19 protein-coding genes are annotated in these 22,277 nt (G+C 69.1%); 10 read left to right on the forward strand and 9 right to left on the reverse strand.

The genetic code is table 11. The features are described 5' to 3' along the window. Positions 1 to 4 precede the first annotated feature (4 nt). Genes FHS42_RS18965 through FHS42_RS18975 form a run of 3 tightly spaced genes read right to left on the reverse strand, consistent with a single transcriptional unit; the run spans position 5 to position 2,711 of the window. The gene (locus FHS42_RS18965) at positions 5 to 757 is read right to left on the reverse strand and encodes an amino acid ABC transporter ATP-binding protein (protein ID WP_184573573.1); all 753 of its coding nucleotides are present in this window, start codon (positions 755 to 757) and stop codon (positions 5 to 7) included. 5 nt (positions 758 to 762) lie between these two features. After that, the gene (locus FHS42_RS18970; RefSeq protein WP_184573426.1) at positions 763 to 1,713 is read right to left on the reverse strand and encodes an amino acid ABC transporter permease; all 951 of its coding nucleotides are present in this window, start codon (positions 1,711 to 1,713) and stop codon (positions 763 to 765) included. A gap of 41 nt (positions 1,714 to 1,754) precedes the next feature. After that, positions 1,755 to 2,711 carry an ABC transporter substrate-binding protein gene (locus FHS42_RS18975; protein WP_184573427.1) on the reverse strand — a complete coding sequence of 319 codons (957 nt, stop codon included), beginning with the start codon at positions 2,709 to 2,711 and terminating at the stop codon, positions 1,755 to 1,757. Between the two features lie 529 nt (positions 2,712 to 3,240). On the opposite strand from FHS42_RS18975, the gene FHS42_RS18980 reads away from it, so the two are divergent. After that, the gene (locus FHS42_RS18980) at positions 3,241 to 4,449 is read left to right on the forward strand and encodes an NAD(P)-dependent malic enzyme (RefSeq protein WP_184573428.1); all 1,209 of its coding nucleotides are present in this window, start codon (positions 3,241 to 3,243) and stop codon (positions 4,447 to 4,449) included. A 246-nt stretch (positions 4,450 to 4,695) separates the two neighbouring features. Beyond that, positions 4,696 to 5,658, forward strand: a complete 963-nt coding sequence (locus FHS42_RS18985) for a zinc-binding dehydrogenase (protein ID WP_184573429.1) — start codon at positions 4,696 to 4,698, stop codon at positions 5,656 to 5,658. Positions 5,659 to 6,057: 399 nt separating this feature from the next. Here FHS42_RS18985 and FHS42_RS18990 read toward each other — a convergent pair whose 3' ends face one another. Both FHS42_RS18990 and FHS42_RS18995 read right to left on the reverse strand, forming a co-directional pair. Then, on the reverse strand, positions 6,058 to 7,188 hold the full coding sequence (locus tag FHS42_RS18990) for a hypothetical protein (protein ID WP_184573430.1): 1,131 nt from the start codon (positions 7,186 to 7,188) through the stop codon (positions 6,058 to 6,060). A gap of 713 nt (positions 7,189 to 7,901) precedes the next feature. Continuing rightward, on the reverse strand, positions 7,902 to 8,534 hold the full coding sequence (locus FHS42_RS18995) for a CGNR zinc finger domain-containing protein (RefSeq protein ID WP_184573431.1): 633 nt from the start codon (positions 8,532 to 8,534) through the stop codon (positions 7,902 to 7,904). Between the two features lie 169 nt (positions 8,535 to 8,703). On the opposite strand from FHS42_RS18995, the gene FHS42_RS19000 reads away from it, so the two are divergent. Together FHS42_RS19000 and FHS42_RS19005 are read left to right on the forward strand one after the other, a co-directional pair. Next, positions 8,704 to 10,098 (forward strand): MFS transporter, encoded by a 1,395-nt coding sequence (locus tag FHS42_RS19000; RefSeq protein ID WP_184573432.1) that lies wholly within the window; start codon positions 8,704 to 8,706, stop codon positions 10,096 to 10,098. A 137-nt stretch (positions 10,099 to 10,235) separates the two neighbouring features. Continuing rightward, positions 10,236 to 10,733, forward strand: a complete 498-nt coding sequence (locus FHS42_RS19005; protein WP_184573433.1) for a hypothetical protein — start codon at positions 10,236 to 10,238, stop codon at positions 10,731 to 10,733. 32 nt (positions 10,734 to 10,765) lie between these two features. On the opposite strand, the gene FHS42_RS19010 is transcribed toward FHS42_RS19005, so the two are convergent. The 3 genes from FHS42_RS19010 to FHS42_RS19020 all read right to left on the reverse strand — a co-directional run bounded on the left by FHS42_RS19010 (position 10,766) and on the right by FHS42_RS19020 (position 14,000). Then, positions 10,766 to 11,470 (reverse strand): ABM domain-containing protein, encoded by a 705-nt coding sequence (locus FHS42_RS19010; RefSeq protein ID WP_184573434.1) that lies wholly within the window; start codon positions 11,468 to 11,470, stop codon positions 10,766 to 10,768. Positions 11,471 to 11,682: 212 nt separating this feature from the next. Then, complete coding sequence (locus FHS42_RS19015) at positions 11,683 to 12,924, reverse strand: PadR family transcriptional regulator (RefSeq protein WP_184573435.1); 1,242 nt, start codon at positions 12,922 to 12,924, stop codon at positions 11,683 to 11,685. Further along, positions 12,924 to 14,000 (reverse strand): DUF4097 family beta strand repeat-containing protein, encoded by a 1,077-nt coding sequence (locus tag FHS42_RS19020; protein ID WP_184573436.1) that lies wholly within the window; start codon positions 13,998 to 14,000, stop codon positions 12,924 to 12,926. The genes FHS42_RS19015 and FHS42_RS19020 overlap by 1 nt, the downstream gene beginning before the upstream one ends. A 427-nt stretch (positions 14,001 to 14,427) precedes the next feature. Between FHS42_RS19020 and FHS42_RS37255 the strand changes: the two genes are divergently transcribed. From FHS42_RS37255 to FHS42_RS19040, 3 genes are all read left to right on the forward strand, one after another. Then, positions 14,428 to 17,538 (forward strand): non-ribosomal peptide synthetase, encoded by a 3,111-nt coding sequence (locus FHS42_RS37255; protein WP_246494965.1) that lies wholly within the window; start codon positions 14,428 to 14,430, stop codon positions 17,536 to 17,538. A 99-nt stretch (positions 17,539 to 17,637) separates the two neighbouring features. Then, a complete protein-coding gene (locus FHS42_RS19035; protein ID WP_312866940.1) occupies positions 17,638 to 18,573 on the forward strand; it encodes an NAD-dependent epimerase/dehydratase family protein in 936 nt (311 codons plus the stop codon). A 114-nt stretch (positions 18,574 to 18,687) separates the two neighbouring features. Next, positions 18,688 to 19,113 (forward strand): nuclear transport factor 2 family protein, encoded by a 426-nt coding sequence (locus tag FHS42_RS19040; protein WP_184573438.1) that lies wholly within the window; start codon positions 18,688 to 18,690, stop codon positions 19,111 to 19,113. 124 nt (positions 19,114 to 19,237) lie between these two features. Here the strand turns inward: FHS42_RS19040 and FHS42_RS19045 are convergent, their stop codons facing one another. Then, positions 19,238 to 19,858 carry a malonic semialdehyde reductase gene (locus FHS42_RS19045; protein WP_184573439.1) on the reverse strand — a complete coding sequence of 207 codons (621 nt, stop codon included), beginning with the start codon at positions 19,856 to 19,858 and terminating at the stop codon, positions 19,238 to 19,240. A gap of 195 nt (positions 19,859 to 20,053) precedes the next feature. Here FHS42_RS19045 and FHS42_RS19050 point away from each other — a divergent pair, with 195 nt between their 5' ends. The 3 genes from FHS42_RS19050 to FHS42_RS19060 all read left to right on the forward strand — a co-directional run bounded on the left by FHS42_RS19050 (position 20,054) and on the right by FHS42_RS19060 (position 22,224). Then, complete coding sequence (locus tag FHS42_RS19050) at positions 20,054 to 20,191, forward strand: hypothetical protein (RefSeq protein ID WP_184573440.1); 138 nt, start codon at positions 20,054 to 20,056, stop codon at positions 20,189 to 20,191. Positions 20,192 to 20,239: 48 nt separating this feature from the next. Then, positions 20,240 to 21,055 (forward strand): TetR/AcrR family transcriptional regulator, encoded by an 816-nt coding sequence (locus FHS42_RS19055; RefSeq protein ID WP_312866941.1) that lies wholly within the window; start codon positions 20,240 to 20,242, stop codon positions 21,053 to 21,055. A 113-nt stretch (positions 21,056 to 21,168) separates the two neighbouring features. Further along, positions 21,169 to 22,224: a hypothetical protein gene (locus FHS42_RS19060; protein WP_184573441.1), complete on the forward strand. Its 1,056-nt coding sequence runs from the start codon at positions 21,169 to 21,171 to the stop codon at positions 22,222 to 22,224. The last annotated feature ends 53 nt before the right edge of the window (positions 22,225 to 22,277 follow it).

A 22,277-nucleotide genomic window follows, 5' to 3' on the forward strand; every position in this document is an offset into this window, starting at 1 on the left:
CTCCTTACAGCACCTTGGAGAGAAACGACTTGGTGCGCTCGCGCTGGGGGTTGGTCAGCACGTCGCGCGGGTGGCCGGTCTCGACCACCGTGCCGTCGTCCATGAAGACCAGCGCGTCGCCGACCTCCCGGGCGAAGCCCATCTCGTGAGTGACCACGATCATGGTCATGCCGGACTCGGCGAGGTCGCGCATCACATCCAGCACATCGCCCACCAGCTCCGGGTCGAGCGCCGACGTCGGCTCGTCGAAGAGCATCAGCTTGGGCTCCATTGCCAGCGCCCGGGCGATGGCCACCCGCTGCTGCTGGCCGCCGGAGAGCTGGGCGGGATAGCTGCCGGCCTTGTCGGCCAGGCCCACCCGGTCGAGCAGCCTCAGCGCGCGCTCGCGCGCGACCGCCTTGCTCTCCCGCTTGACGTGGACCGGCGCCTCCATCACGTTCTCCACCGCGGTCATGTGCGGGAAGAGGTTGAAGCGCTGGAAGACCATGCCGATGTCGCGGCGCTGCGCGGCGACCTCGCGGTCGCGCAGCTCGTGGAGCTTGTTGCCCTGCTGTCGGTAGCCGACCAGGTCGCCGTCCACATACAGCCGCCCGGCGTTGACCTTTTCCAGGTGGTTGATGCAGCGCAAGAAGGTGGACTTGCCGGACCCCGAGGGGCCGATCAGGCAGAACACCTCGCGCGGGGCGACCTCAAGGTCGATGCCCTTGAGGACCTGAACCGCGCCGAAGGACTTGTGTACGCCCTCGGCCTTGACCATGGCGGTCACGCGCCGCCACCTCCCATCGTGCCGCCGCGGTTGCTCAGCGACAGCATGTTGGCCCGGACCTTCTGCCACGGGGTTGGCGGAAGCTGACGCAGGGAGCCGCGCGCGAAGCGCCGCTCCAGGTAGAACTGTCCGATGCTCAGCACGCTGGTGACCACCAGGTACCAGATCGCTGCCAAGAAGAGCATCTCGACCGTGCCACCCGAGGTCTGCCCGACGTTGGTGGCCGCCTGGAGCAGGTCGTAATACTGCACCGCGATCACCAGCGAGGTGGTCTTGAGGAGGTTGATGAACTCGTTGCCGGTCGGCGGCACGATCATCCGCATCGCCTGCGGCAGCACCACGCGGCGCAGCGTCTTGGTGTGACTCATGCCCAGCGCGTGCGACGCCTCAGTCTGGCCCTCGTCCACCGACTGGATGCCCGCTCGGCAGATCTCGGCCATGTACGCGGCCTCGTTGAGACCGAGGCCGAGCAGCGCCGCCAGGAACGGCGTCATGAAGTCGGACCACTCGTCCTGGTAGATCGGGCCGAGGTTGATGTACTCGAAGACGAGCCCCAGGTTGAACCAGAGCAGAAGCTGCACATAGACCGGGGTGCCGCGGAAGAACCAGATGTAGCCCCAGGCGATGGACGCGGTGACCGGGTTCTTCGACAGCCGCATCACGGCGAGTACGACGCCAAGGACCACGCCGAGCGCCATGGCCACGATCGTGAGCCAGATGGTGTTCCGGACGCCCTTGAGGATGTCCTTGTCGAAGAAGTAGTCGGGAACCGCGCCCCAGTTCACCTTGCCTTGTGCGAAGGCGTTGATGAGCAGGGCGAGCAAGGCGAGCGTGACCACCGCGGAGACCCACCGGCCGTAATGCCGGATCGGGATGGCCTTGATGGCTTCGGGGGCAGGCGCCGGGGAGTTGGATGGCCCCTTCACCTTGTCTATATCAACAGTCACAGGTGCTGCCTTTCAGCATGAAACCGTTACGAATCGTACGGTCAGGAGCCGCCGTTGATCTTGGCGTCGGTCACGGCGCCGGCCTCGACGCCCCACTTGGCCATGATCTTCTTGTACTCGCCGTTCTTGATGATCTCGTCGAAGGCGGCCTTCAGGGCGTCGCGCAGCTCGGTGTTGTCCTTGCTGATCGCCACGCCGTACGGGGCGGCCTCGACCTGCTCACCGACGATCTCGAAGTCCTCGCCGCCGCCCGAGGTCTTGACGGCGTACGCGGCTACCGGAAAGTCGCTCGCGGCGGCATCGGCGCCACCGGCCCGCAGCCGGGTCTGGGCCTGTACGTCGTTGTCGAACGCCTCGATCGCGATCTTCTTCTTGCCGCTCTTCTCGCATGCCTTGACCTGGTCTTTGGCCAGGTCGTGGGAGACGGTGCCGCGCTGCACGACGATCTTCTTGCCGCACAGGTCGTCCCAGGTCTGGATGGACTGGGTCTTGCCCTTACGCGTGTAGACCGAGACGCCGGCCTGGAAGTAGTCAACAAAATCGACGCCCTCGCTGACCTTCTTGCCCTTTTCGGGGTCGATGCCCTGCTGGCGCTCCTTGGTGTCGGTCATGGCCGACATGGCGATGTCGTACCGCTTGGAGCGCAGGCCGGTGAGGAGGGTGTCGAAGGTGCCGTTGGCGAACGTGAACCTGACCCCCAGCTCCTTGCCGAGCGCGTCGGCGAGATCGGGGTCGAGACCGACCGTTTTGCCGCTTTTCTTGAACTCCACCGGCGGGTACGCGATATCCGACCCGACCTTGATCACGCCCGCATTTTGGACACTTTTTGGCAGCTTGCTGAAGAGTCCCTTTCCGGAGGCGGAGCCGTCCACCTTGTCCCGCTGATCGCCGCAGCCGGTCAGCAGCAGGGCGCTGGTGACCGCGATAGCGCCGAAGGCGACCAACCGGGATGTCCGAGGGGTGGCCCTACCCGGTCGGCGGGGACTGCTGGTGGTCATACTGGTTCCTCCTGCAAGTGAGGGAAGCATCGACGGGTCCGGCACGCACCTTCGGGTGTCGCGACCTTGTGCGATTGGGGCATCTTGCCATCCGGACCAGCGGGTATGGGGGGCCAGCGAGGTCAAAATCGGATAACGGGCGAATCCCGCGGCGTGGTGTGCGAAGAAGTGCCGCAAGCAGCGGCTGGGCTGCACGCCGAGGAATGCCAAGGGGTGACGGAATGACTACTTCCGTGTGCGCGTGATGTCTCGGTACGTAGATATTCGGTAGCGGTTGGACCGCTTGTAGCGTTAACGCCGGGTTGCCGCGCTGCGCCGCGACGGAACTCACTCGTCCGGGGCAGCGCTTCTCCGGTAAAAAAGACGGTTACACCCCTTACCCGGGGCTCAGGGCACGTGTGCGGCGTGCCCGGCGTTCGTTCCCCCTCCGCCGCGGTCATCCGCGAGGCGGAAACCGAACGCGGTGCCCGCCCGCTCCTCAACCAGGGGGCGGCTACCCTCAATAGAAATACGACAAAGGGGTCAAAAAGTGGCAGCGGAGATCGTGAATCCTCGCAGCGACAGCGACGGTACGACGGACGAAGAACTCTTCGACCCGGCCTTCGCGCTGCACCGGGGCGGCAAGATGGCCATCCAGGCAACAGTGCCAGTGCGCAACAGGGACGACCTGTCCCTCGCCTACACACCGGGCGTTGCCAAGGTGTGCAGCGCGATCGCCGAACAGCCCGAACTCGTCCACGACTACACCTGGAAGTCCCAGGTGGTGGCCGTGGTGACGGACGGCAGCGCGGTTTTGGGGCTCGGCGACATCGGCCCGGAGGCGTCCCTGCCGGTGATGGAGGGCAAAGCCATTCTCTTCAAGCAGTTCGGCGGGGTGGACGCGGTGCCGATCGCGCTCGACTGCCGGGACGTGGACGACATCATCGACACCGTCGCCCGGCTCGCGCCTTCCTTCGGCGGCATCAACCTGGAAGACATCTCCGCGCCGCGCTGCTTCGAGATCGAGCGCCGGTTGCAGGAACGCCTGGACATCCCGATCTTCCACGACGACCAGCACGGCACCGCCGTCGTCACCCTGGCGGCGCTGCGTAACGCTTCCAAACTTACCGGCCGCACTCTCGGCCAGCTTCGCGCCGTCATCTCCGGCGCGGGCGCCGCGGGCGTCGCCATCGCCAAGATCCTCGTCGAGGCGGGCATCGGCGACGTCGTGGTCTGCGACCGAAAGGGCATCGTCTCCGCGGGGCGCGACGACCTGACGGACGTCAAGCGCGACCTGGCGAGCTACACCAACAAGGCCGGCCTGGCCGGCTCGCTGGAGAAGGCGCTGGACGGCGCGGACGTCTTCATCGGCGTCTCGGGCGGCACGGTCCCGGAGTCCGCCGTGGCGACCATGGCCAAGGACGCGATGATCTTCGCGATGGCCAACCCGAACCCGGAGATCCACCCGGACGTCGCGCACAAGTACGCCGCGGTCGTGGCCACCGGACGCAGTGACTTCCCGAACCAGATCAACAACGTGCTCGCCTTCCCCGGCATCTTCGCCGGCGCCCTCCAGGTCCGGGCCTCCCGGATCACCGAGGGCATGAAGCTCGCGGCGGCCGAGGCGCTGGCCGCCGTGGTCGCCGACGAACTCAGCGCCGACTGTGTGATCCCCTCGCCGTTCGACGAGCGGGTCGCTCCCGCGGTCACCGCCGCGGTCGCCGCCGCGGCGCGTGCGGAGGGCGTCGCCCGGCGCTAGGCGCAGCAGGGAGCCCGTCGCCGAGGGGCGGCGGTGCCTTCGTTGTACGAGCGGGCCCGCCCCTCTTCGGATCGTCGAAGGGGCGGGCCCGTCTCGTGCCGCGCTGTGACGGCGGCGGTAGCGCGCCGTTGGTTCCGCCATGCTGCGCTGGTCGGCTGGTCGGCTGGTCGGCTGGTCGGGGGGTGGGGGGAGTGTCACACGGACGCGTGGTTCCGTCGGGGCCACTGCGCCTCTAGGGTCAGGAGCATGTTCGCTGCCTACGCCGCTCGCATTGACCGTGACCAGCCTCTGCACGGACTGGAGTTGGGTGATCGACCCGTACCTGCTGAACGGCCCGGATGGACAACTGTCAACGTTAAGGCTGCTTCCCTCAACCACCATGATTTGTGGTCGCTGCGTGGCGTGGGGCTCGGCGAGGAGAGCCTGCCGATGATCCTCGGCTGTGACGCGGCCGGCATCGATGCGGATGGCAATGAGGTCGTCCTGCATTCGGTCATTGGCCAAAGCGGGTACGGCATCGGCTCCAAGGAACCGCGCTCGATCCTCACCGAGCGCTACCAGGGCACCTTCGCGGAACAGGTGACGGTTCCGGAGTGGAACGTGCTGCGTAAGCCCAAGGAGCTTTCCTTCGAGGAGGCTGCCTGTCTGCCGACCGCATGGCTGACCGCGTACCGCATGCTGTTCACCAACGCCGGTGTCAAGCCCGGCGATGCCGTACTGGTGCAGGGTGCCGGCGGCGGCGTCGCCACCGCGGCGATCGTGCTGGCCAAGGCGGCCGGGCTGCGGGTGTTCGCGACGAGCCGGCATGAGGCCAAGCGCAAGCGTGCGGTGGAGCTCGGTGCCACGGACGCGGTCGAGCCGGGCGCTCGGCTTCCGCAGCGAGTGGATGCCGTGATCGAGACGGTGGGCGCGGCGACCTGGTCGCATTCCGTCAAGTCTTTGAAGCCGGGCGGCACCTTGGTCATCTCGGGCGCCACCTCAGGCCCGAGCCCGCAAGCCGCCGAGTTGAACCGGATCTTCTTCCTTGAGCTGAAGGTGGTCGGTTCGACCATGGGCACGAAGGAAGAGCTGGAGGGCCTGCTCAACTTCTGTTCGGCCACGGGCGTGCGCCCGGTGATCGACACCGTGCTGCCGCTGGACCGGGCCCGCGAAGGGTTCGCGAAGATGGCGGAGGGCGAACTGTTCGGCAAGGTCGTACTGACGGTGTGACGAGCCGTGCCGGTACGGGCTGCTGAGTACGGGCCGTGCCGGTACGGGGTGTTGAGTGCGGGCTGTTGAGTACGGGCTGTGTGGAAGTGGTGCCCTGCGGTGCGTACGTCGTCTTCGCGGCGGCCACCGCGGGCCGCTGCCGCCCCGGCGTCGCGAGGCGGCGAGCACACCGATGGCACGCGGGACGCGCTGCGGTCACCGATGGCGAGCGAGGCGCGCAAAAGCGTTCTGCCAGTGCGTTCTGCTAGTGCGTTTTGCCGGTGCGTTTTGCCGGTGTGACGCAGCACATGGTGGAGGTCGGCGTGCCGGTTGCGCGCGCCGATCAGTGGTGCCCGTACGGGACCGATGGCGGCGAGTGCTCGGCGTACGTATGGGACTCGGGGTGGACCGGCAGGGGGCTCAAAGTGTCAACGCGTACGCCTGCCAGCGGCTGGTGATGCGGGCGCCGAGCAGCTCCGCTGCTTGGCGAAGCGGTGGGTCGGCTATCTCGCGGATGTCCAGGTCCGTTGCGTCCGCGTCGGCCGCACGCAGGTGGGCTATCAACCCGGCGATGCCCGCGGCCAACTGAGCCGGCGAGGCGTCACGCGGCACGGTGACCTCCAGGAGAGCTCGATCGTCGGCCAGGCCAGCGGCGAGCTGGGCGGTGAGCGCGCCGTCCGCGGTCAGTAGGTCGAGCACATGGCCCTGTGGCGCGAGGTCGGTCAGATAGGCGTCGATGCCCGCGGCGTCCCAGGGAGGCTCGGCCTCGGCGTGGTTGCCCGGACACGGCTCCAGCGCCGCACCGTCCTCACCCAGGTCGGGGACGGCGCCGATGAGCTCGTGGTCGGTGTGATCCCCGTAGCCGGTGTCCTGTGCGTGGACGTGGTTGTACAACCGGACGTATGCCTCAACTGCCATGTCCGGGCCTGCTGGGAACGGGCGTGCCGTGGCGCGCAGCGTCACCTGCGGAAGGCCGGGCGGTGGGGCCCACGCCTTTAGGTCAGGCACCGTCCAGTGTCGGCCGAGCTCCGCATCGACGCGGGCTCCCAGTTCCTCGGCGGCGAGGCCGATGGGGTCGGTGTCGGGGCCGTTCCAGTTGATGGTGGCGAAGCCGAGTCTCTTGGCGTGGGTGGCGGCGTGTTGCAGCAGGAGGGTCAGCAACTCCCGCTCGTCCGCCAGCTCGGCCGGGTCCCCGTCCACGGCGTAGCGCCCGGCGGACAGTCGCCGGCGCACTCGTGGGACGAGTATGTGGTCGAAGACGACGGCCGCTGCCTCGCCCGGCGGCTGCAACAGCCTTGCCCAGCCGGCTAGTTCGGACCCGGCCCGAGCGACGACGACACCGCGGAAGGCAAAGGCGTCGGCCTTTGCCGTATCCGCCCGCGCGATTTCCGATGGCGACTCTGCTTCGGGAGGCCGCCGCGTTGCGGAGTCCGCGGCCGGCCACTCCTCGGTCATGTCGAGGCCCACAAGGTCGGCCAGCTCGTGTGAGAGCAGCTCGTCGGCCTCGGGGGCGGAGTCATATTCCACCGTGATGGCGGCGGGCAAGGACATACTGTTCCCTCTTCCGCGTCGTGAGCGTCACACGAGGCGACGCGGCCACTGGATCTCCCAGTACATCCCACAGATGGCCCGTGCACGACCCGCCCAGGGCGGAGATACGCCTCCTCCGTAAGGCGGGGGTAGTGCGCCCTGCGGAGTGCGCGCTGGCATCTCCGGCCGGCGGCGGACGCTTCGCTCAGGCGCGGTTCGGGCGCCGGGCGGCGAGCCTCGCCGCGTGGAATTCGACCGTCCACAGTATCCGGGCGATGGTCCCGCACCGCTGCAACGGGTCGAGACCAGACCCGATTATCCCAGAAACCAGCAGGTCAGACCCGGTTGCACCAGCGAGTACCGGGTTGAGTTCCCCCTCGGGCCGCTGCTGTTGGACCGCTGCGGCGGCCCACTTCTCCAACGGGCTCTGGCCGTCGAAACGCCGTCGAAACAGACCGCGGTCGGCTCCGGATTACCGGTACTCCCGAGGGAGTACACGCCTGCGCAGCGTCGTGTTGGGCTGCTCATCACGTGGCAAGAAATCGCGCTATACGGGGTGCAATGACCCGCGCGGCGCGAGTGGTCATGGTGCCGCCGCCCGGGCGTGTCGATTGCTGTCCTGACGGGTAACCAGATGCAGACGTACCCTGACAGTCAGTCACCTGCCGTTGCGTGCGCGGAAGTTGGGTCACTCGCCAGGTGGGTGATCGAGATGGTCGGGGCGACCGGGGTGGTCAGGCCGTTGGGGGTGCGGGCGTTGCCGCGTCGGTCGAGCGCTTCGCCGCAAAGCGGCGGGCCTTGTTGCGGTTGCCGCACACGCGCATGGAGCACCAGCGGCGGCTGCGGTTCTTGGACACGTCCCAAAAGACCCAGGCGCACGAGTGCTCCGCGCACCGCTTGAGGCGGGCGGCATCGCCGGTGATGAGCAGCTCGCTCCAGGCGACGGCCACCGCGGCCAGGGCCTGCCTGACGGCGGGCATTCCGGGGGCAGGGACCAACACGCGGGCGCCGCCGCCCCTGTCGCTGCCGGCCGTTGCGTCCGCGGGGCTCGTCGGAGGGGATGGTGGCGGTCCGCCGATGGTGGCGAGGAGCGGCAGGTCGCGTAGTGCTCGCTCCGCCTCGGCGACCAGGGACGCGTCCGGTTGGTCTCCCACGGAAATGCCCAGCTTCTCGCGCATGCCGGCGCGCAGCCGCAGCGCCAGTTCGAGATCGCTCGGTCCGGCCTGGCCTGGCCGTTCCAGTAGGTCCTGCGTGTGCAGCCACTCGGTGAGTTGCTCCGGCGCGCTGAGGTCGTCGGTGCCCAGGTCCACATCGACCGTGTTCACGAATGCCTCAACCAGTCGGGCTGTCGCCGGTTCCTCGTGCACGCTGCCGCCTCCGTCTCTCCTGCGCTGTCCTGCGCTGTCCTGCCACCCTACCTCGACTTAACCGGCAAAGCGCTTTACCGGTTGACGGCGTTGACCGTCCATGTCAGGCTCACCGCCAATAACCCGCTAACCTCATTAGGTGGTTAGCTCGCGGGGAGGGGACTGTCCGATGAGTGTTGATGCCGTGCCTGCCACCACATCGCTGGCGGAATGCCGCGCCGGCAGCACGAGCCCGCCAGTGGGACCGCCGGGGAAGGCGCAGCCTCGGGGGCGTAACACCCTGGTGCTGCTGGTCTTCACCGTTTTCACCAACCTGGCGGATGGGGTCACCAAGATCGCGCTGCCCCTCATGGCGGCCCGTATCACCGACTCGCCGGCCCTGATCTCGCTGGTCTCGCTCACGTTGACGCTGCCGTGGTTGTTGGTGGCACTGCATGTCGGCGTCCTCGTGGACCGGGCCGACCGTCGTCGGCTGCTCTGGTTGGCGGACGGCATGCGGCTGCTCGCGGTCGGCGCGCTGCTGCTGACTGTGGCGGCGGGGGGCGTGACGCTGTGGGGGCTCGCTGTGGCCGGGGTGGTCCTTGGGGTTGCCGAGGTCATCGCGCTCACCTCGGCCGCGGCCTTGGTGCCCGCCGTGGTGCCACGCGCGGAGCGCGAGCGCGCCAACGCGTGGATCACCGGCGCGGAGACGGCCGCCAACGAATTCGCTGGCCCCTTCGTCGGCGGGCTGCTCGTCGCCGCGGGTACGGGCGTGGCACTCGGCGCGAGTTGGGTGACCTACCTCGTCGCCAGCCTGATCCTGCTGCTGCTCACCGGCCGCTTCCGGGCCGTGCGCGAGCCTTCTCGACCGGCGGCGGACCGGTTGGTCGAACACCAGCCGGCACCGGGCCAGCCCGCGGCAGAGCCGCCGGCAGCACAGCACCACGCAGCACAACAACAGGTCGCGGACCAACCTCCGGTGCATCAACAGATCGGCGTGGGGCTGCGCTATCTGTGGCAGCACCGGTTGCTGCGGACCACGACGCTGATCCTGACCGTGCTCTGCGCAAGCTGGGGCGCCTGGTTGGCGTTGCTGCCGCTGGTCGCGACCCGGCTCATGGGTCTTTCGCCGCAGGAGTACGGCATGGTGCTGAGCGGGCTCGGGGTCGGCGGGCTGGTCGGTGCCATCACCGTGACCTGGGTGAACCGGCTGCTCGGCCGCCGCTGGGCGATGTTCGCTGATCTGCTCGGCACGCTCGCGATGATGGCCGTGCCCGCGTTCACCACCGCGCTGTGGGCCGTCGTCCTGTCGGCGTTCGTGGGCGGCATGGGAGGCACGCTGTGGGCCGTGAACTCCCGCCTCATCGCACAGAACGTGGTGCCCGACGCGATGATGGGCCGCTACAGCGGCGTGGCCCGACTCTTCAGTTGGGGAGCCCTTCCACTGGGCGCCGGGTTGATGGGGGTGCTCGCCGAGTGGTGCGGCGTGCGGTTCGCCTTCTTGGCCTTCGCGGTGGCCGTTGCGGCAACCATCCCGGTGTTCCTACGCGGAGTGTCCGCGAGTGAGTTGCGCGCCGTGGAATGACGCCGCGGGGCGTGCCGCGGGCCTCGTCGCGCCCATGTCGTGCTCATCAGTGTGTTCGCGGACTCTCGCCGGGTATGTCGGCCGCGGGTACGGTACGTACGGGGGGTGCGCGGGTGTTGAGCGAGCCGAGGAGATGGGTGAGGCGTACGTCGCCGGGTGCGGTCAAGCCAGCTCGTGCCGCGGGGACGCGCCGCAGCGGCGTGACCGGGCTGCTCTCCGGGGCCGGGCTGCTGGTTCTCGTGGTGTGCGTGGTCGGTCTTTTCATCGGGCGACAGGCCCAACAGCTCGCCACCGGCGAGAGTGCCACGGTGCAAACTGTTGAGCGCTGCGCGGACGGTGGTGGCCCCGGTACGGAGCCATCACATTGCGAAGGAGAGTGGGAGTTCGCTGACGGCCGCACCAGCATGGGCGATATTCAGGGGCCACAGGTCGCCGAGGGTGACACGGTCTTCGCCGGCAGCGGCTGGGCGTACGCCTCGCAGACGAGACTCAGCCTCCAGGTGTGGATTCCGGTCGGGCTCTGCACGGCGTTCATCGGGGTGGCCGTGGCCTTTTGGGTGATACTCCGCCGCGACCAACGGGCGCTCCTCATCCTGAAGCCGGCCCCCATACCCGGCGGAACCGCACGCTCCTGAGGTCCGCTCGCCCGCCCGCGGGAGTGGGCGTGTCATGGCGCCGGAACGTTCACCACGCTGCGGTACGGCTGATACGGCGTCGGGCCCAGCGGGTGGATGCCCGGGAGGGTGGCGATCGTCTTGGCCAGGTTGTGCGATGTGGTGCTGCGGGTGAAGTCCCGCCAGGCGTCGAGCGTGGTCCACTCCGCGTAGTTCAGGACCCGGGTGCCGTCCGTGCTCGCGTGGAAGTGGGCCGCGATGAGGCCGGGCACGGGGTTCTCGCGCAGGCCCGTAACGACCGTGTCGGTGAGCAGGTGTTGGGCCGTTGGCCCATCGGTCTCGAAGTCCACCGTGACGACGGCGCCGGTCGGGGAGTCGGTGCCGGACGCGGAGTCGTCGGCAGGGGCGAGGTAGCTGTCGTGCAGCCGGTAGCGGGTGAGCCCCGGGCGCTCGATGCCCGGCAACTCGTCGTCGATCGTACGGACCAGGGCCGGGCGCTGGGTGCGTACGAAGGTGAGGTGGTCGGCGTCGTTCGTCCACTGCGCGTAGTTGAGGACATGGCCACCGTCCTCGCTCAGGAACGTGGTCAGGCTCAGCATGGCGGCGGGGCGGTCCAGTCGCTCCCAGGAGTCCACCACCGAGTCCGCCGCGGGGCGCTGGTGCGCCGGGTCGGACACCACCCAGGGGCTGATCAGGATGGTGCCCGCGTCGGGGCGAGTGACGTGGGGAAGAGCGCTGAGGCGGGACGGGGACACCATGACTGTGCTCCTTATGCGTCGTGGGTGCGAGCCCGGTGCAGGCCCGCACCCACGACTCTGATACTTAAACCAAGGGTGAAGTCAATGCCCTAGCTGCGGTGTCGCCCCGAAAGCGGCACGCCCAACGCCCGGCGCCCAAGGCCCAGCCCCCAGCCCCCAGCACCCGGCGCCCACCCGCCCAGCACCCGGCCCTCATCTCGCACTGGCCGCCCTCAGCCGTTTCGTCCGCGTCGCAGCTCGCCGTCCACGTGGGCGGAAGCGATGGCCAGCTGGCGCCGGATCGCGGCCAGTTGGGTGGCCGTGACGCCATGGTCGCGGGCGGCATCGCGTACGCCGTCACGGAACCGGTCGAGCAACCGCTCAAGATCGCGAGCCGGGTCGGTGGACGTGTCGTCGTCCACCGTGGCCCACTCGGGCCACCTGCCTGCCTCGCCATCGGATGCTGCATCGGCGCCTGCCGCGTCATCGGATGCCGTGCCGGGCCCGGCCGAGCCCGGCGCAGCCTTGCCGAACGATGCCGTGCCGGGCGGCGGCGTGCTGCCTGTCGCGGTGTTCGACTGCGGCCTCGCGTCGTCCGCCCGCTCGACCGTGATGGCGTCATCACTCGCCGGGTCGGTGCTGGTCGCCCACGGATGATCCGACTGGGTCATCCGCGTCATGGCGCGGGTGACCTCGGACAGACCCTCGCGCAGTGCGCCCTGCCAGTCCCCGGTCCGCAGGTGCTCCTGGGTCTGCTCCTGCACCCGGTGGGCGATCCGCTCGACCTCCTCGCGTGCGAAGTCCCGCGCGTCCTTAGCTTCCTTGCGGGCGCGCTGGGCATCCTGCTTGGCGCGGCGGCTCTCCTCCTTTGCGCGGCGTGCCTGTTCCTTCCACTCCTCCTTCGCGCGCCGCAGCTCCTCCTTCGCCTGCCGCCATGCCTCCGAGTCGGTCCACGGGCCGCCCTCCCAGGGCGCCTTGCCACCCCTGCCACCCCTGCTGTCTGTGCTGTCTTTGCTGGTGGTGCTGTCCGTGCCGGTCGGGTGGTCCCGGCCGGTGGAGCGGCCATCGGTGCCTGCGGAGCCCGTGGTACGAGCCTGGGCGGCTGCCTCCCGCATCGCGCGGCGCAGATCGCTGGCGGAGCCGCGTACGTCCTCGCGGATCTCGGCGGCCAACTCGGCGACCGAATCGCGGATCTCCAGTTCCAGGTCGGCCAGCTCGCCGCCCCGGTCGGCGAGTTCGGCACGCCCGGCGTCGGTGAGCGAATAGACCTTGCGTCCGCCCTCGGTGGTGTGCGTGACCAGGCCCTCGGCCTCCAGTTTGGCCAGCCGCGGATAGACGGTGCCGGCCGATGGTGCGTACAGGCCGTGGAACCGTTCTTCGAGGAGCCGGATGACCTCGTAGCCATGGCGCGGCGCTTCATCGAGCAGCTTGAGCAGGTACAGGCGCAGGCGTCCGTGCGCGAAGACGGGAGGCATCAGAGGACCTTCTTGTCGGACGGGCGGGTCTCGTGACGATCGTCGGTGTGGGGCCGATCGCCGGCCGGGTGGGGCACCGTGGGGGTATCCGGAGCTGCGGGCCCGGTGGGGGTAGCGGGCCCGGTGGGCACGGAGGGCCCGGGCGGTGCGTGGGGGCCCGAGTCGGCGCCGGATGGGGCACCGGCTGTTGGTGCGTCCACCGGTGCGTCCGCCGACTCTTCCGATGGCGGGCGACGTAGTACGGCGATGGCGCCCGAGACGCTGGCGGCCTTCAGCCGTCCGCGCGCCCGCCCCAGATTGCCGGTGATCTTGCCGCCCGTGCCGCTGGGCGACGCCCATGGGCCCCACGTGTCGCCCCAAGGACTCCCGGCCACTCGGAGATTGTCGAAGGCGTTGGCGAGGGTGCCGCTCGCGGTGTGGGCCTCGACCGCCATGTTCGCCGGGTCCGGCAACCGGATGGCGATGTCTCCAGAGACGGTGTTCAGCGAGAGGCTGGTGGGCGTGGCCGCCGGGGCGATGTCCACGACCATGGCACCGCTCACCGAGTCGGCCTTCAGGGCGGGCCCAGTGCCGTCGATGACGGTGAGCCCGCCCGATACGGAGTTGAAGCGCAGGCTGCCGCCGAGCGACTGGGCCTCCACATGGCCCGAGACGGTGTCGGCCCGCACGTCCCCGGTGAGGCCGACCAGGGTGCTGTCACCCGAGACGCCGCGCACCTCGGTGCGCCCGCTCAGTGCGGAGATGACGGCCGCGGCGTTGATGGCGCCCACCTCGGCGCGGGTGTCGGTCGGGACGGTCAGGGTGATGTGCGCCGAGCGCTGCCACCCCTTGCCGTCGAGCAGCTTGAGGAAGCCCTTCCAGGGCAGATCGTCGTACGCGATGCTCAGGATGCCGTGATCGAGGCTCACCACCAGCGGAAGGCCCTCGATCTCGGAGAGCTGGAGGCTGGCAGGGCCGGAGTCGGTGCCGACGATGTTGACGGTGCCGCTCACGATGCGCACATGCAGCGCGGAGACCGGTTCGTCGAACGTGAGCTTTTGTGGCGCACTGAGCGACCACTCGGACCGGGCTGACATGCGGGACCTCCCCAAGATGGAGCATGGACGCAACATATCGCGTCTACCGCTACACACGATATATCGCGGATGGCGGAAGTCAAGCGCTATGGGGGCGAGCGGGTCTCACTCTCGGATCGGTAGGCGTGCGCTGAAGCTCGCTCGGGAGTGCTCCCGCGGGAGGGAGCGCGACCCTTCGCGACTGCTAGTTTTCTTTTCCCATGCAGGTCCTGCGTTGATCCTCATACGGGCCTTCATGGGGGCCCTCACACGGGCCCCCATATGGGTCCTCTTGTGAGGCTCCCAAACGGCAGGACCTCATGCATTGGCCCTTTTGCGGCGGCCCTTATGTGACGGGCCTTCGTGTCGTAAGGGACCGGCTAGCGGGAGTGGGAGGGACATTGCGGGAAAACGGGAAAGGGAGTCAGTGGGGGCGATGGAGACTCATATGGTGACGGGCCCGGCGCCCGACGAGGCGACGAGATGCACATCCGTTGTGCAACTGCTGGCCCAGGCGGCGCAGCGTCATCCAGATTCCGGTATCAGCTATCTCCGCGAGGGCTCGTCGGGGCCGCCGGAATTCCAGTCCTATCCCCAGTTGCTCGCGTCCGCGCGGGCACTGTCGATGGGGCTGGCCCGCCGCGGGCTGGCCCCGGGCGACACGGTGGCACTGCTCCTGGAGCGGCCACGGGAGTTCATCCCGGCATTCTGGGCCTGTGTGCTCGGCGGATTCGTGCCCTGCCCGTTGACGTCCATCCCGGGCGACCCGGACCGCTGGCGGGCCCAACTCGTCCACGTGGGAGAGCTACTTGATGGGCCGTTGTTGCTCACCACCGAGGCGATGGCCACCACGACACCGCAGGTTGAGCGGGTGCGCGTGGCGTGCCTTGAGGAGTTGTACGCCGAGTCGGCGCCGCAAGATGGCAATGGCGCGACGGGGCGAGCTGGGGTCTCGGGCGGTGGAGGCACGGCATCCGTAGGCCAGGGTGAGGGCGTAAGCCAGGGCGAGGGCGTGAGCGAGAGCGAAGGCCAGGGCCAGGGTCGGGCCAAGGGCGCGGGAGCGGCCGTAGGGGAGGGCGCGGGAGCGGCCTGGGGAGGTGAGGCCGCGCCGATGCCCCGTTCTGGCTCGGCCGACCTTGCTCTGCTCGTGCTCACCTCGGGTTCCACGGGCCGCGCCAAGGCCGTACGCCTCACGCATGCAAACCTCCTCGCTTCGATGGCGGGGAAGAACGAGCGGCAGCGGCTCACTGGCGCGGACCGAACCTTCAACTGGATATCGTTCGATCATGTGGCCGCGCTCCTTGAGGCGCATCTGTTGCCCCTCTCGGTGGGCGCGGACCAATTCCATGCGTACAGTGCGACGATCCTCGGCGATCCGCTGGAATTCCTTCGGGTGATCTCCCGGCATCGCATCACCATGACCTTCACGCCGAATTTCCTGCTCGGACTTCTCAACGCGGCCAGGGAGCAAGCCGAGACGGGGCCAGAGGCCGGCGCTGAGCGCATCGACCTTCGTTCGCTTCGGCACATCGTGAGCGGTGGCGAGGCCAACGTACGTACCACCGGGGAAACGTTCCTCGCGGGGTTCGCCCCGTACGGGTTGCGTGGCGACGCCCTGTGGCCCGCCTTCGGAATGACCGAAACGTGCGCAGGCAGCATCTACTCCCGCGCCTTCCCGCACGCCGACGCGGGCCAGGAATTTGCCTCCCTCGGTCAGCCCGTCCACGGGTTGCGCATCCGCATCGCCGACGCGGACGGTCGCGTACAGCCGGCGGGGCAGGTCGGTGAGCTCCAGCTCCAGGGGCCGATGATCACTGACGGCTACCATCGCGACCCGGCCGCAACGGCACGCGCGTTCACTGCTGACGGGTGGTTCCGCAGTGGGGATCTGGGCCGCATCGACGGCCTCACGGCTGGGGAGCCGAGCGTGCTCGGGGCCAGTGCGCCGGGCGTGCGCGCTCCAGACCTCGCTCCAGACCTTGATCCAGACCTCGCGCCGGGCGCGTTCGTGAGTCAGGCCCCGAGCCCGGGGCGGCTCACCCTGGTCGGGCGGAGTAAGGACAGCATCATCGTCAATGGCGTCAACTACTTCAGCCATGACATCGAGGCGGCCATCGAGCGCCTGGACGGCGTTGCTGGTGGCTATGTGGCCGCCTTCCCCACGCGGAAACCGGGGCACGACACCGAGCACCTCGTGGTGGCCTTCCATCCGGACTCGCCCGATGGCGGTGGCGATGGCGCGGCGCTGCACCGGTTGCTGACCGCCGTCCGCGCCACCGTCGTGGCGCACTGGGGCTTTCGGCCCGTGCATGTACTGCCGCTGCCCGCAACGGCCTTCCCCAAGACCAGCCTGGGCAAGACGCTACGGCAGCGGATGCGCGACCGCCTGGAGTCCGGTGGGTACGACGATGCCATCGCCGCCGTCGCTAATCTGACGGGACGTCAACTCGGTGGCTATGCCGCGCCACAGGGCGATACGGAGCAGGCACTCACCGAAATCTATGCCGAGTTGTTTGAGCGTGACCCGGCTGACATCAGCGCCACCGCCAGCTTTTTCGACCTCGGTGGCACCTCGCTCGACATCCTGCGGCTGCGCCGCCTGGTCGCGGCCCGGCTCGCCGTCGCGGACCTGCCGGTGATCACCGTGCTCACCGCGCCCACCGTTCGGCAACTCGCCGCGCGACTCGACGTCGGCGGAGCCGGCGCCTTGGGCCCCACGGCGTACGACCCCGTGGTGCCGCTGCAAACCGGCGGCGCCAAGACTCCACTGTTCTGTGTGCACCCCGGGGTCGGCGAGGTGCTGGTCTTCGTCAACCTCGCCCGCTACTTCGCCGACGACCGGCCGTTCTACGCACTGCGCGCCCGGGGCTTCAACGCCGAAGAGCAGCCCTTCGGTAGTTTCGCCGAGATGGTCGACTGCTATGTGAGCGCCATCCGTTCCCGGCAACCGCACGGCCCGTACGCCGTCGCGGGCTACTCCTACGGTGGGGCCGTCGCCTTCGAGATCGCCAAACAGCTTGAGGCGCAGGGCGAACGGGTGGACTTCGTCGGCAGCTTCAACCTTCCTCCGCATATCAAGTACCGGATGGACGAACTCGACTTCGTGGAAACCGCCACCAACCTGGCGTTCTTCCTCGACCTGATCGGCAAGAAGCAGTCACTGGAGCTACCAGCCACCCTCCGCACGCTGCCCGCCGAACGCCGTCTTGCCCGACTGCTCGACCTGGCGCCCGCCCACCGGCTGCGCGAACTCGATCTGGACCTGGCGAAGTTCACCCAGTGGGCGGAGCTCGCCAGCGGCCTCACCACGCTGGGCCGCGCTTACCGGCCCACCGGAACCGTCCAATCGATGACCGTCTTCTACGCCATCCCGCTGCGCGGTACCAAGGAGGACTGGCTCGCGCACGAACTTCGCCGCTGGGACGAGCACACCCGCTCGAAGAATCGTTACGTCGAAGTGCCTGGTGAGCACTACACCATGCTCGGCCCGCGCCATGTGGCCACCTTCCAGGCGATCTTGCGAGGCGAACTCGATCGGGCCCTGGGTGAGAGCGGATGAGACGGGCCGTGGGGCCGCGGCGTGCGGGCGGTGATGGTGACGCCTGGAGCCCGGGCGGCGCTGGAAGAGATTCGCGACAGACAACACCAAGGAGAACCGGTGGAAGGTAAGAAAATCCTGGTCACGGGGGGCACGGGGCAGGTCGCCCGGCCGGTGGCCGAGGCCCTGGCGAAGCGTAACGAGGTGTGGTGCCTTGGCCGCTTCGGCGACCCGGGAGTGGAGCGCGCCCTCACCGAGCGTGCGATCACCACCTGGCACTGGGACATGAACGACATGTCACCGACCGCGCTCGACGGTGTTCCCACCGACTTCACCCACGTCATCCACTCCGCCGTCCGACGCGGCGAAGACGGCGACTTCGACGCGGCTGTGGAAGCCAACTCCGTTGCCACAGGGCGCCTGATGACGCACTGCCGCGACGCGGAGGCGTTCTTGTACGTGTCCACGGGCGCCCTCTATGCGCGCCAGACCCTTGACCACGCGTACCGCGAGAGCGACCCCATCGACGGCGTGGCCGACTGGCTGCCCCCGTACCCCGTTGCCAAGATCGCCGCCGAGGGCACCGCACGCGCCTTCGCCCAGGTACTCGGCCTGCCGACCACCATCGCCCGGCTGAACATTGCCTACGGCCCCGGGGGCTACGGCGGTGTGCCGATGCTCTACTTCAAGCGCATGCTCGCGGGCGAGCCCATACCGGTGCCGATCGAGGGCCAGAACTGGTGCTCGCCGCTCTACACCGACGACCTGGTGCGCCAGGTGCCGCTGCTGTGGGAGGTGGCCGCGCGCCGTGCCACCGTCGTCAACTGGGGTGGCGACGAACCGGTCGGCATCACCGACTGCGTGCGCTACCTGGAGGAGCTGACGGGCATTGCCCCTCGCCTGGTGCCGAGCGAGGTCACCCGTGAGACGTACCAGTTCGACGCGACGCTGCGGCACAAGCTCATCGGCGGCTGTGAGATCGACTGGCGCGAGGGCGTACGGCGCACGCTGGCAGCGCACTACCCAGAACGGTTGCTGGCGAACGCCGGTGCCTGACACAAGCCCGGCGTGCGAGCTTCTTCGGGCGTGGGGGCGCTTTGGGGGTTGTGGAAAAGCCCTCGGGGTTGTGGAAGTGGGCCGTACGAACCGTACGAGCCTGGTGAGACCGGTATGACACATGAGAGCGAGGAGACCACGGTGACGTCCAGGAACATCGAGGCCATACGCACGGCGTACGCGGGCTTCGCCAGCCGCGATATCGAGGGCGTGCTCTCGGCGATGTGGCCTGACGTGGAGTGGGTGCACCCGGACGGCATGGACGTGTACGGGCTCGGCGGGACCAAGCATGGTCATGCGGGGATCAAGGAGTTTTTGGCCCACGTCCCGACCGTGCTGGGCGGGATGCGGCTGAGCCCGCAGGAGTTCATCGAGTCCAAGGATCGCGTCATCGTCTTCGGTACCCGCGAGGTCACCTCCCGCGCGGGCACCACGGCCACCCTCAACTTCGTCCACTCCTGGACGATGCGGGACGGAAAGGCGACCAAGATGGAGGACATCTTCGACACGGTGGCCTTTCACCGGCTGATCGAAAGCTGACGCGGGCGAGCGCGATACGCGGCTGCTGAGGCAAAGGTAATGAGGCGAGGCGGCTGGGCCCCGGAACCGCGGGCCCAGCCGCCAACGGGCGGGCAGTATCGGAAAAGTCGGGGCGGCCGGCGCGTCAGACCGTGCTGACGACCTCCGCGTAGTCGAGCCGGGGGAGCCTGGACTGCCAGGCGTCCGGGCCGGGGCGGCCGATGTTGACCACGAGGAGGGCCTGGTGCCTGCCGTCGGGGAAGAACTCCTGAGTGACGGCCGGTGCGTTGAAGCCGGACATCGGGCCTGCGGCGAGGCCGGCGGCCCGTACGCCCATGATGAAGTAGCCGATTTGCAGCGTGGCGTTGAAGCGCGCCGAGGCCGTGCGCATCTCCGGCTCCGCGAAGACGTTTTGCGGGTTGTCCATGAACGGCACGAGGCGGGGCAATTCCTCGTGGAAGTCCAGGTCAGCCGCGAGGACCGCCGTCAGCGGGGCGGTGGCCGTCTTCGGCTGGTTCTTGCTGCCCATATGGGGTACGAGGCGGGCGCGCGCCTCGGCGGAGCGGACCAGGACCACGCGCAGCGGCTGCTGGTTCATCGAGGTCGGGCCGTACTTGACCAACTCGTAAATCGCCTCGACCTGAGCGTCCGTGACCGGCTCATCGGTGAAGGTGTTCGCCGTGCGGGCCGAGCGGAACAACTGCTCCTGGGCGGCCGGGGAAAGCGTGAGATGCGGGTTGGTGTCGGTGTGCACCGGGGCGCTCATCGGGTCTCTCCTGAAGTGGCGGTGGTGGGTGGGCGTTACCCATTAAATGGACTGGACCGTCTAGTCCAGTTGTGGGGTGAAGGCTAGAGTCGGCGATCACGTCACGGCAAGGCCGGTCACACACAGTGGTGACATGGCGGGTGCGGGAACGGGTGCTGTGCGATTGCTGTGACCGTCATTGACACAGTGACTGTCGTGACTGCTGTGACTGTCGTGGACATAGTGACTGCCGTGACCGTCGTGGACACGGTGACCGTTGCGGCCGTCGCGCGGCGCCGTCGCGTACGGGTGTGCCACCGTGCGAGCGTTCGGTTCGGTTTCGGTACGCGATGAGGCGTACGGGCGGGGCACGGCGCGCCGCCCGCACGGGGGAGGTGGGGCGTGGATAGGCAGAGGGCGCACGATGCGCAGGGTGCGCGAGGCGCGCGAGGTGGGCAAAAGGCGGAGCAGACACGGCAGTTGGGCGCGGCTGGGCGCCCGGCGGGTCGGCTGTCGGCCAAGCGGGAGGCCATCCTCCGGGCGGCCGTTGAGGTTTTTCTGCGCGAAGGGTATGCCCGGGCGAGTGTGGACGCCATCGCGGAGGAGGCGGGGGTGGCCAAACAGACCGTCTACAACCACTTCGGCGACAAGGAACGCTTGTTCCTCGCGGCGGTTGAGGGAGAACGGCAGCGCGTCGCGGCCAGCTTCACGCCCCACACATCCGCAAACGCCCCCACCACGTGGGACGTACCCGTGAGACCTGTGGGGCCCATGGGCCCTGCGGAGCCCAGGGGGCCAGCCCTGGCGCGGGATGCCGGGGCGCGGGGCGCGCTGGAGGCGCTCGCGTGGCTGGATGCCCGCGCCGCGCTCGCCGCCTATGGGCGACAGGTGCTCACCGCACTGCTCGACGAGCGGGCGTCCGCGCTGCGTCGCCTGATCATCGCCGAGGCGGAGCGCCACCCGTCCCTGCGCCCGGCCTGTGCGCAGGGCGAACCGGAGCAACTCGTCACCGCCGGCGCTGAACTCCTGCGCCGCCGAAGCGAGATCGGCGAGCTGACCGTGCCGGACCCGGAGGTCGCGGCCCGGCAGCTTGTCGCGCTGTTGGTGCAGCGTGGCCTGCACGCCTCGGTGTACGGCACGCAGCCGCTCACCGACGAGGAGGCGGTGACGCTCTGCGACGAGGCGGCGGAGTTGTTCGTTCGGGCGTATCGGGCTTAATTCGGGAGAGCGGGGCATAAGCCGGGAGGTCTCCGCAGGTGGCACCTCGCCCACTCAATGGCATTTCTGGGCGAGCAGCTAAATACCGGATGAACCGTCATAGCGTGGTGAAGATGCCTGATGTCCCTGTCCCCCGTCCCGACGTACCAAAGCGACAGTCCGTAACCGGCGCGCTCTTGCTCTGCCGGGCGGACCCTGACGACGTACGCCCCTCGGCCGGCCTCCTCCCGGCCCCCCTGCTCCTCGCCCCGGCGGGCGCGGGCTGGAGCGTACTGCTGGCCGCGGAGCCGGAGGCGGAGCCACCCGGGGAGATGTCGGATGAACCGCCCGAGGATTCGCCAGGGGAGTCGGCGCCACGCGCCACGGCCCGGGCCACCGGGCGGGGCGGGCCGATGCGTGGGCGGGCCGCCGTTGCGGATCTCGCTCGTACGGTCGCCGCTGGCGAATCGTGGCCGGTGATCGGGGTGTGGTGGGGCCCCGATGGGGCCGGGTTCACGGTCGCCTCCGGATTCCGCCGGCCCGTAGCTCACGCCTGGCTAGCGGACGGAACGCCAACCGGCGACTTCGGTGCGGCCCAAGCCCTACTGACCCGCCTTCGCCTCGACCCGGTGCGGGACGGTGCGGCGCTGGAGGAACTGACCCAGGCGCAACCCGGGAAGACTCAGACGCAGCCTGGGAAGCCCCAGACGCAACCCGGGGAGACTCAGGCGCAGCCCGGGGAGATTAAGCCCGGCGCGAACGGCTCGCAGCCCTCCGCCCCGGTCGAGTTCGGGCCGGGTGCCGCGTCGTGTCAGCGGCTGGTCGCACTGCTCGCCGTGCTCACCCGGGCGGGTCTTGATCTGCCCGCAGGGCTGACCCCTGGCGAACCCGAGCACCGGCTGCGCTCCGCGCTCCATGCCGCGCCCGGCTTCGAGGCCGTGCCGGGGCGGGGTGGGCACGGCTGGCGCGATGCCGTACGGGCCGAACTGGACAGCGTGGACAGCGGGCCCCGTGGACGCTGGCTGCGCGGCCCTCGGGCCCGCGCCATGGGCGCCGCCCAACTCGCCGCCGGACTACCGCTCACGGCCTGGGGCCTGCGACGGGGCCGGCCCGGGTGGGCGCTCGTGGGTGCCTTGCTGACGGCGGACGGGGCGGCCGGGCTGGCTTACGACGGGTTGCGCAGCCGGTAGGGCGTACTGCTTGGCGGCTTGACTGGCTCGTCCGGCTTGGCTCCTTGCCTGCC

This window comes from Streptomyces zagrosensis, assembly GCF_014203645.1.
Lineage (GTDB): Bacteria > Actinomycetota > Actinomycetes > Streptomycetales > Streptomycetaceae > Streptomyces > Streptomyces zagrosensis.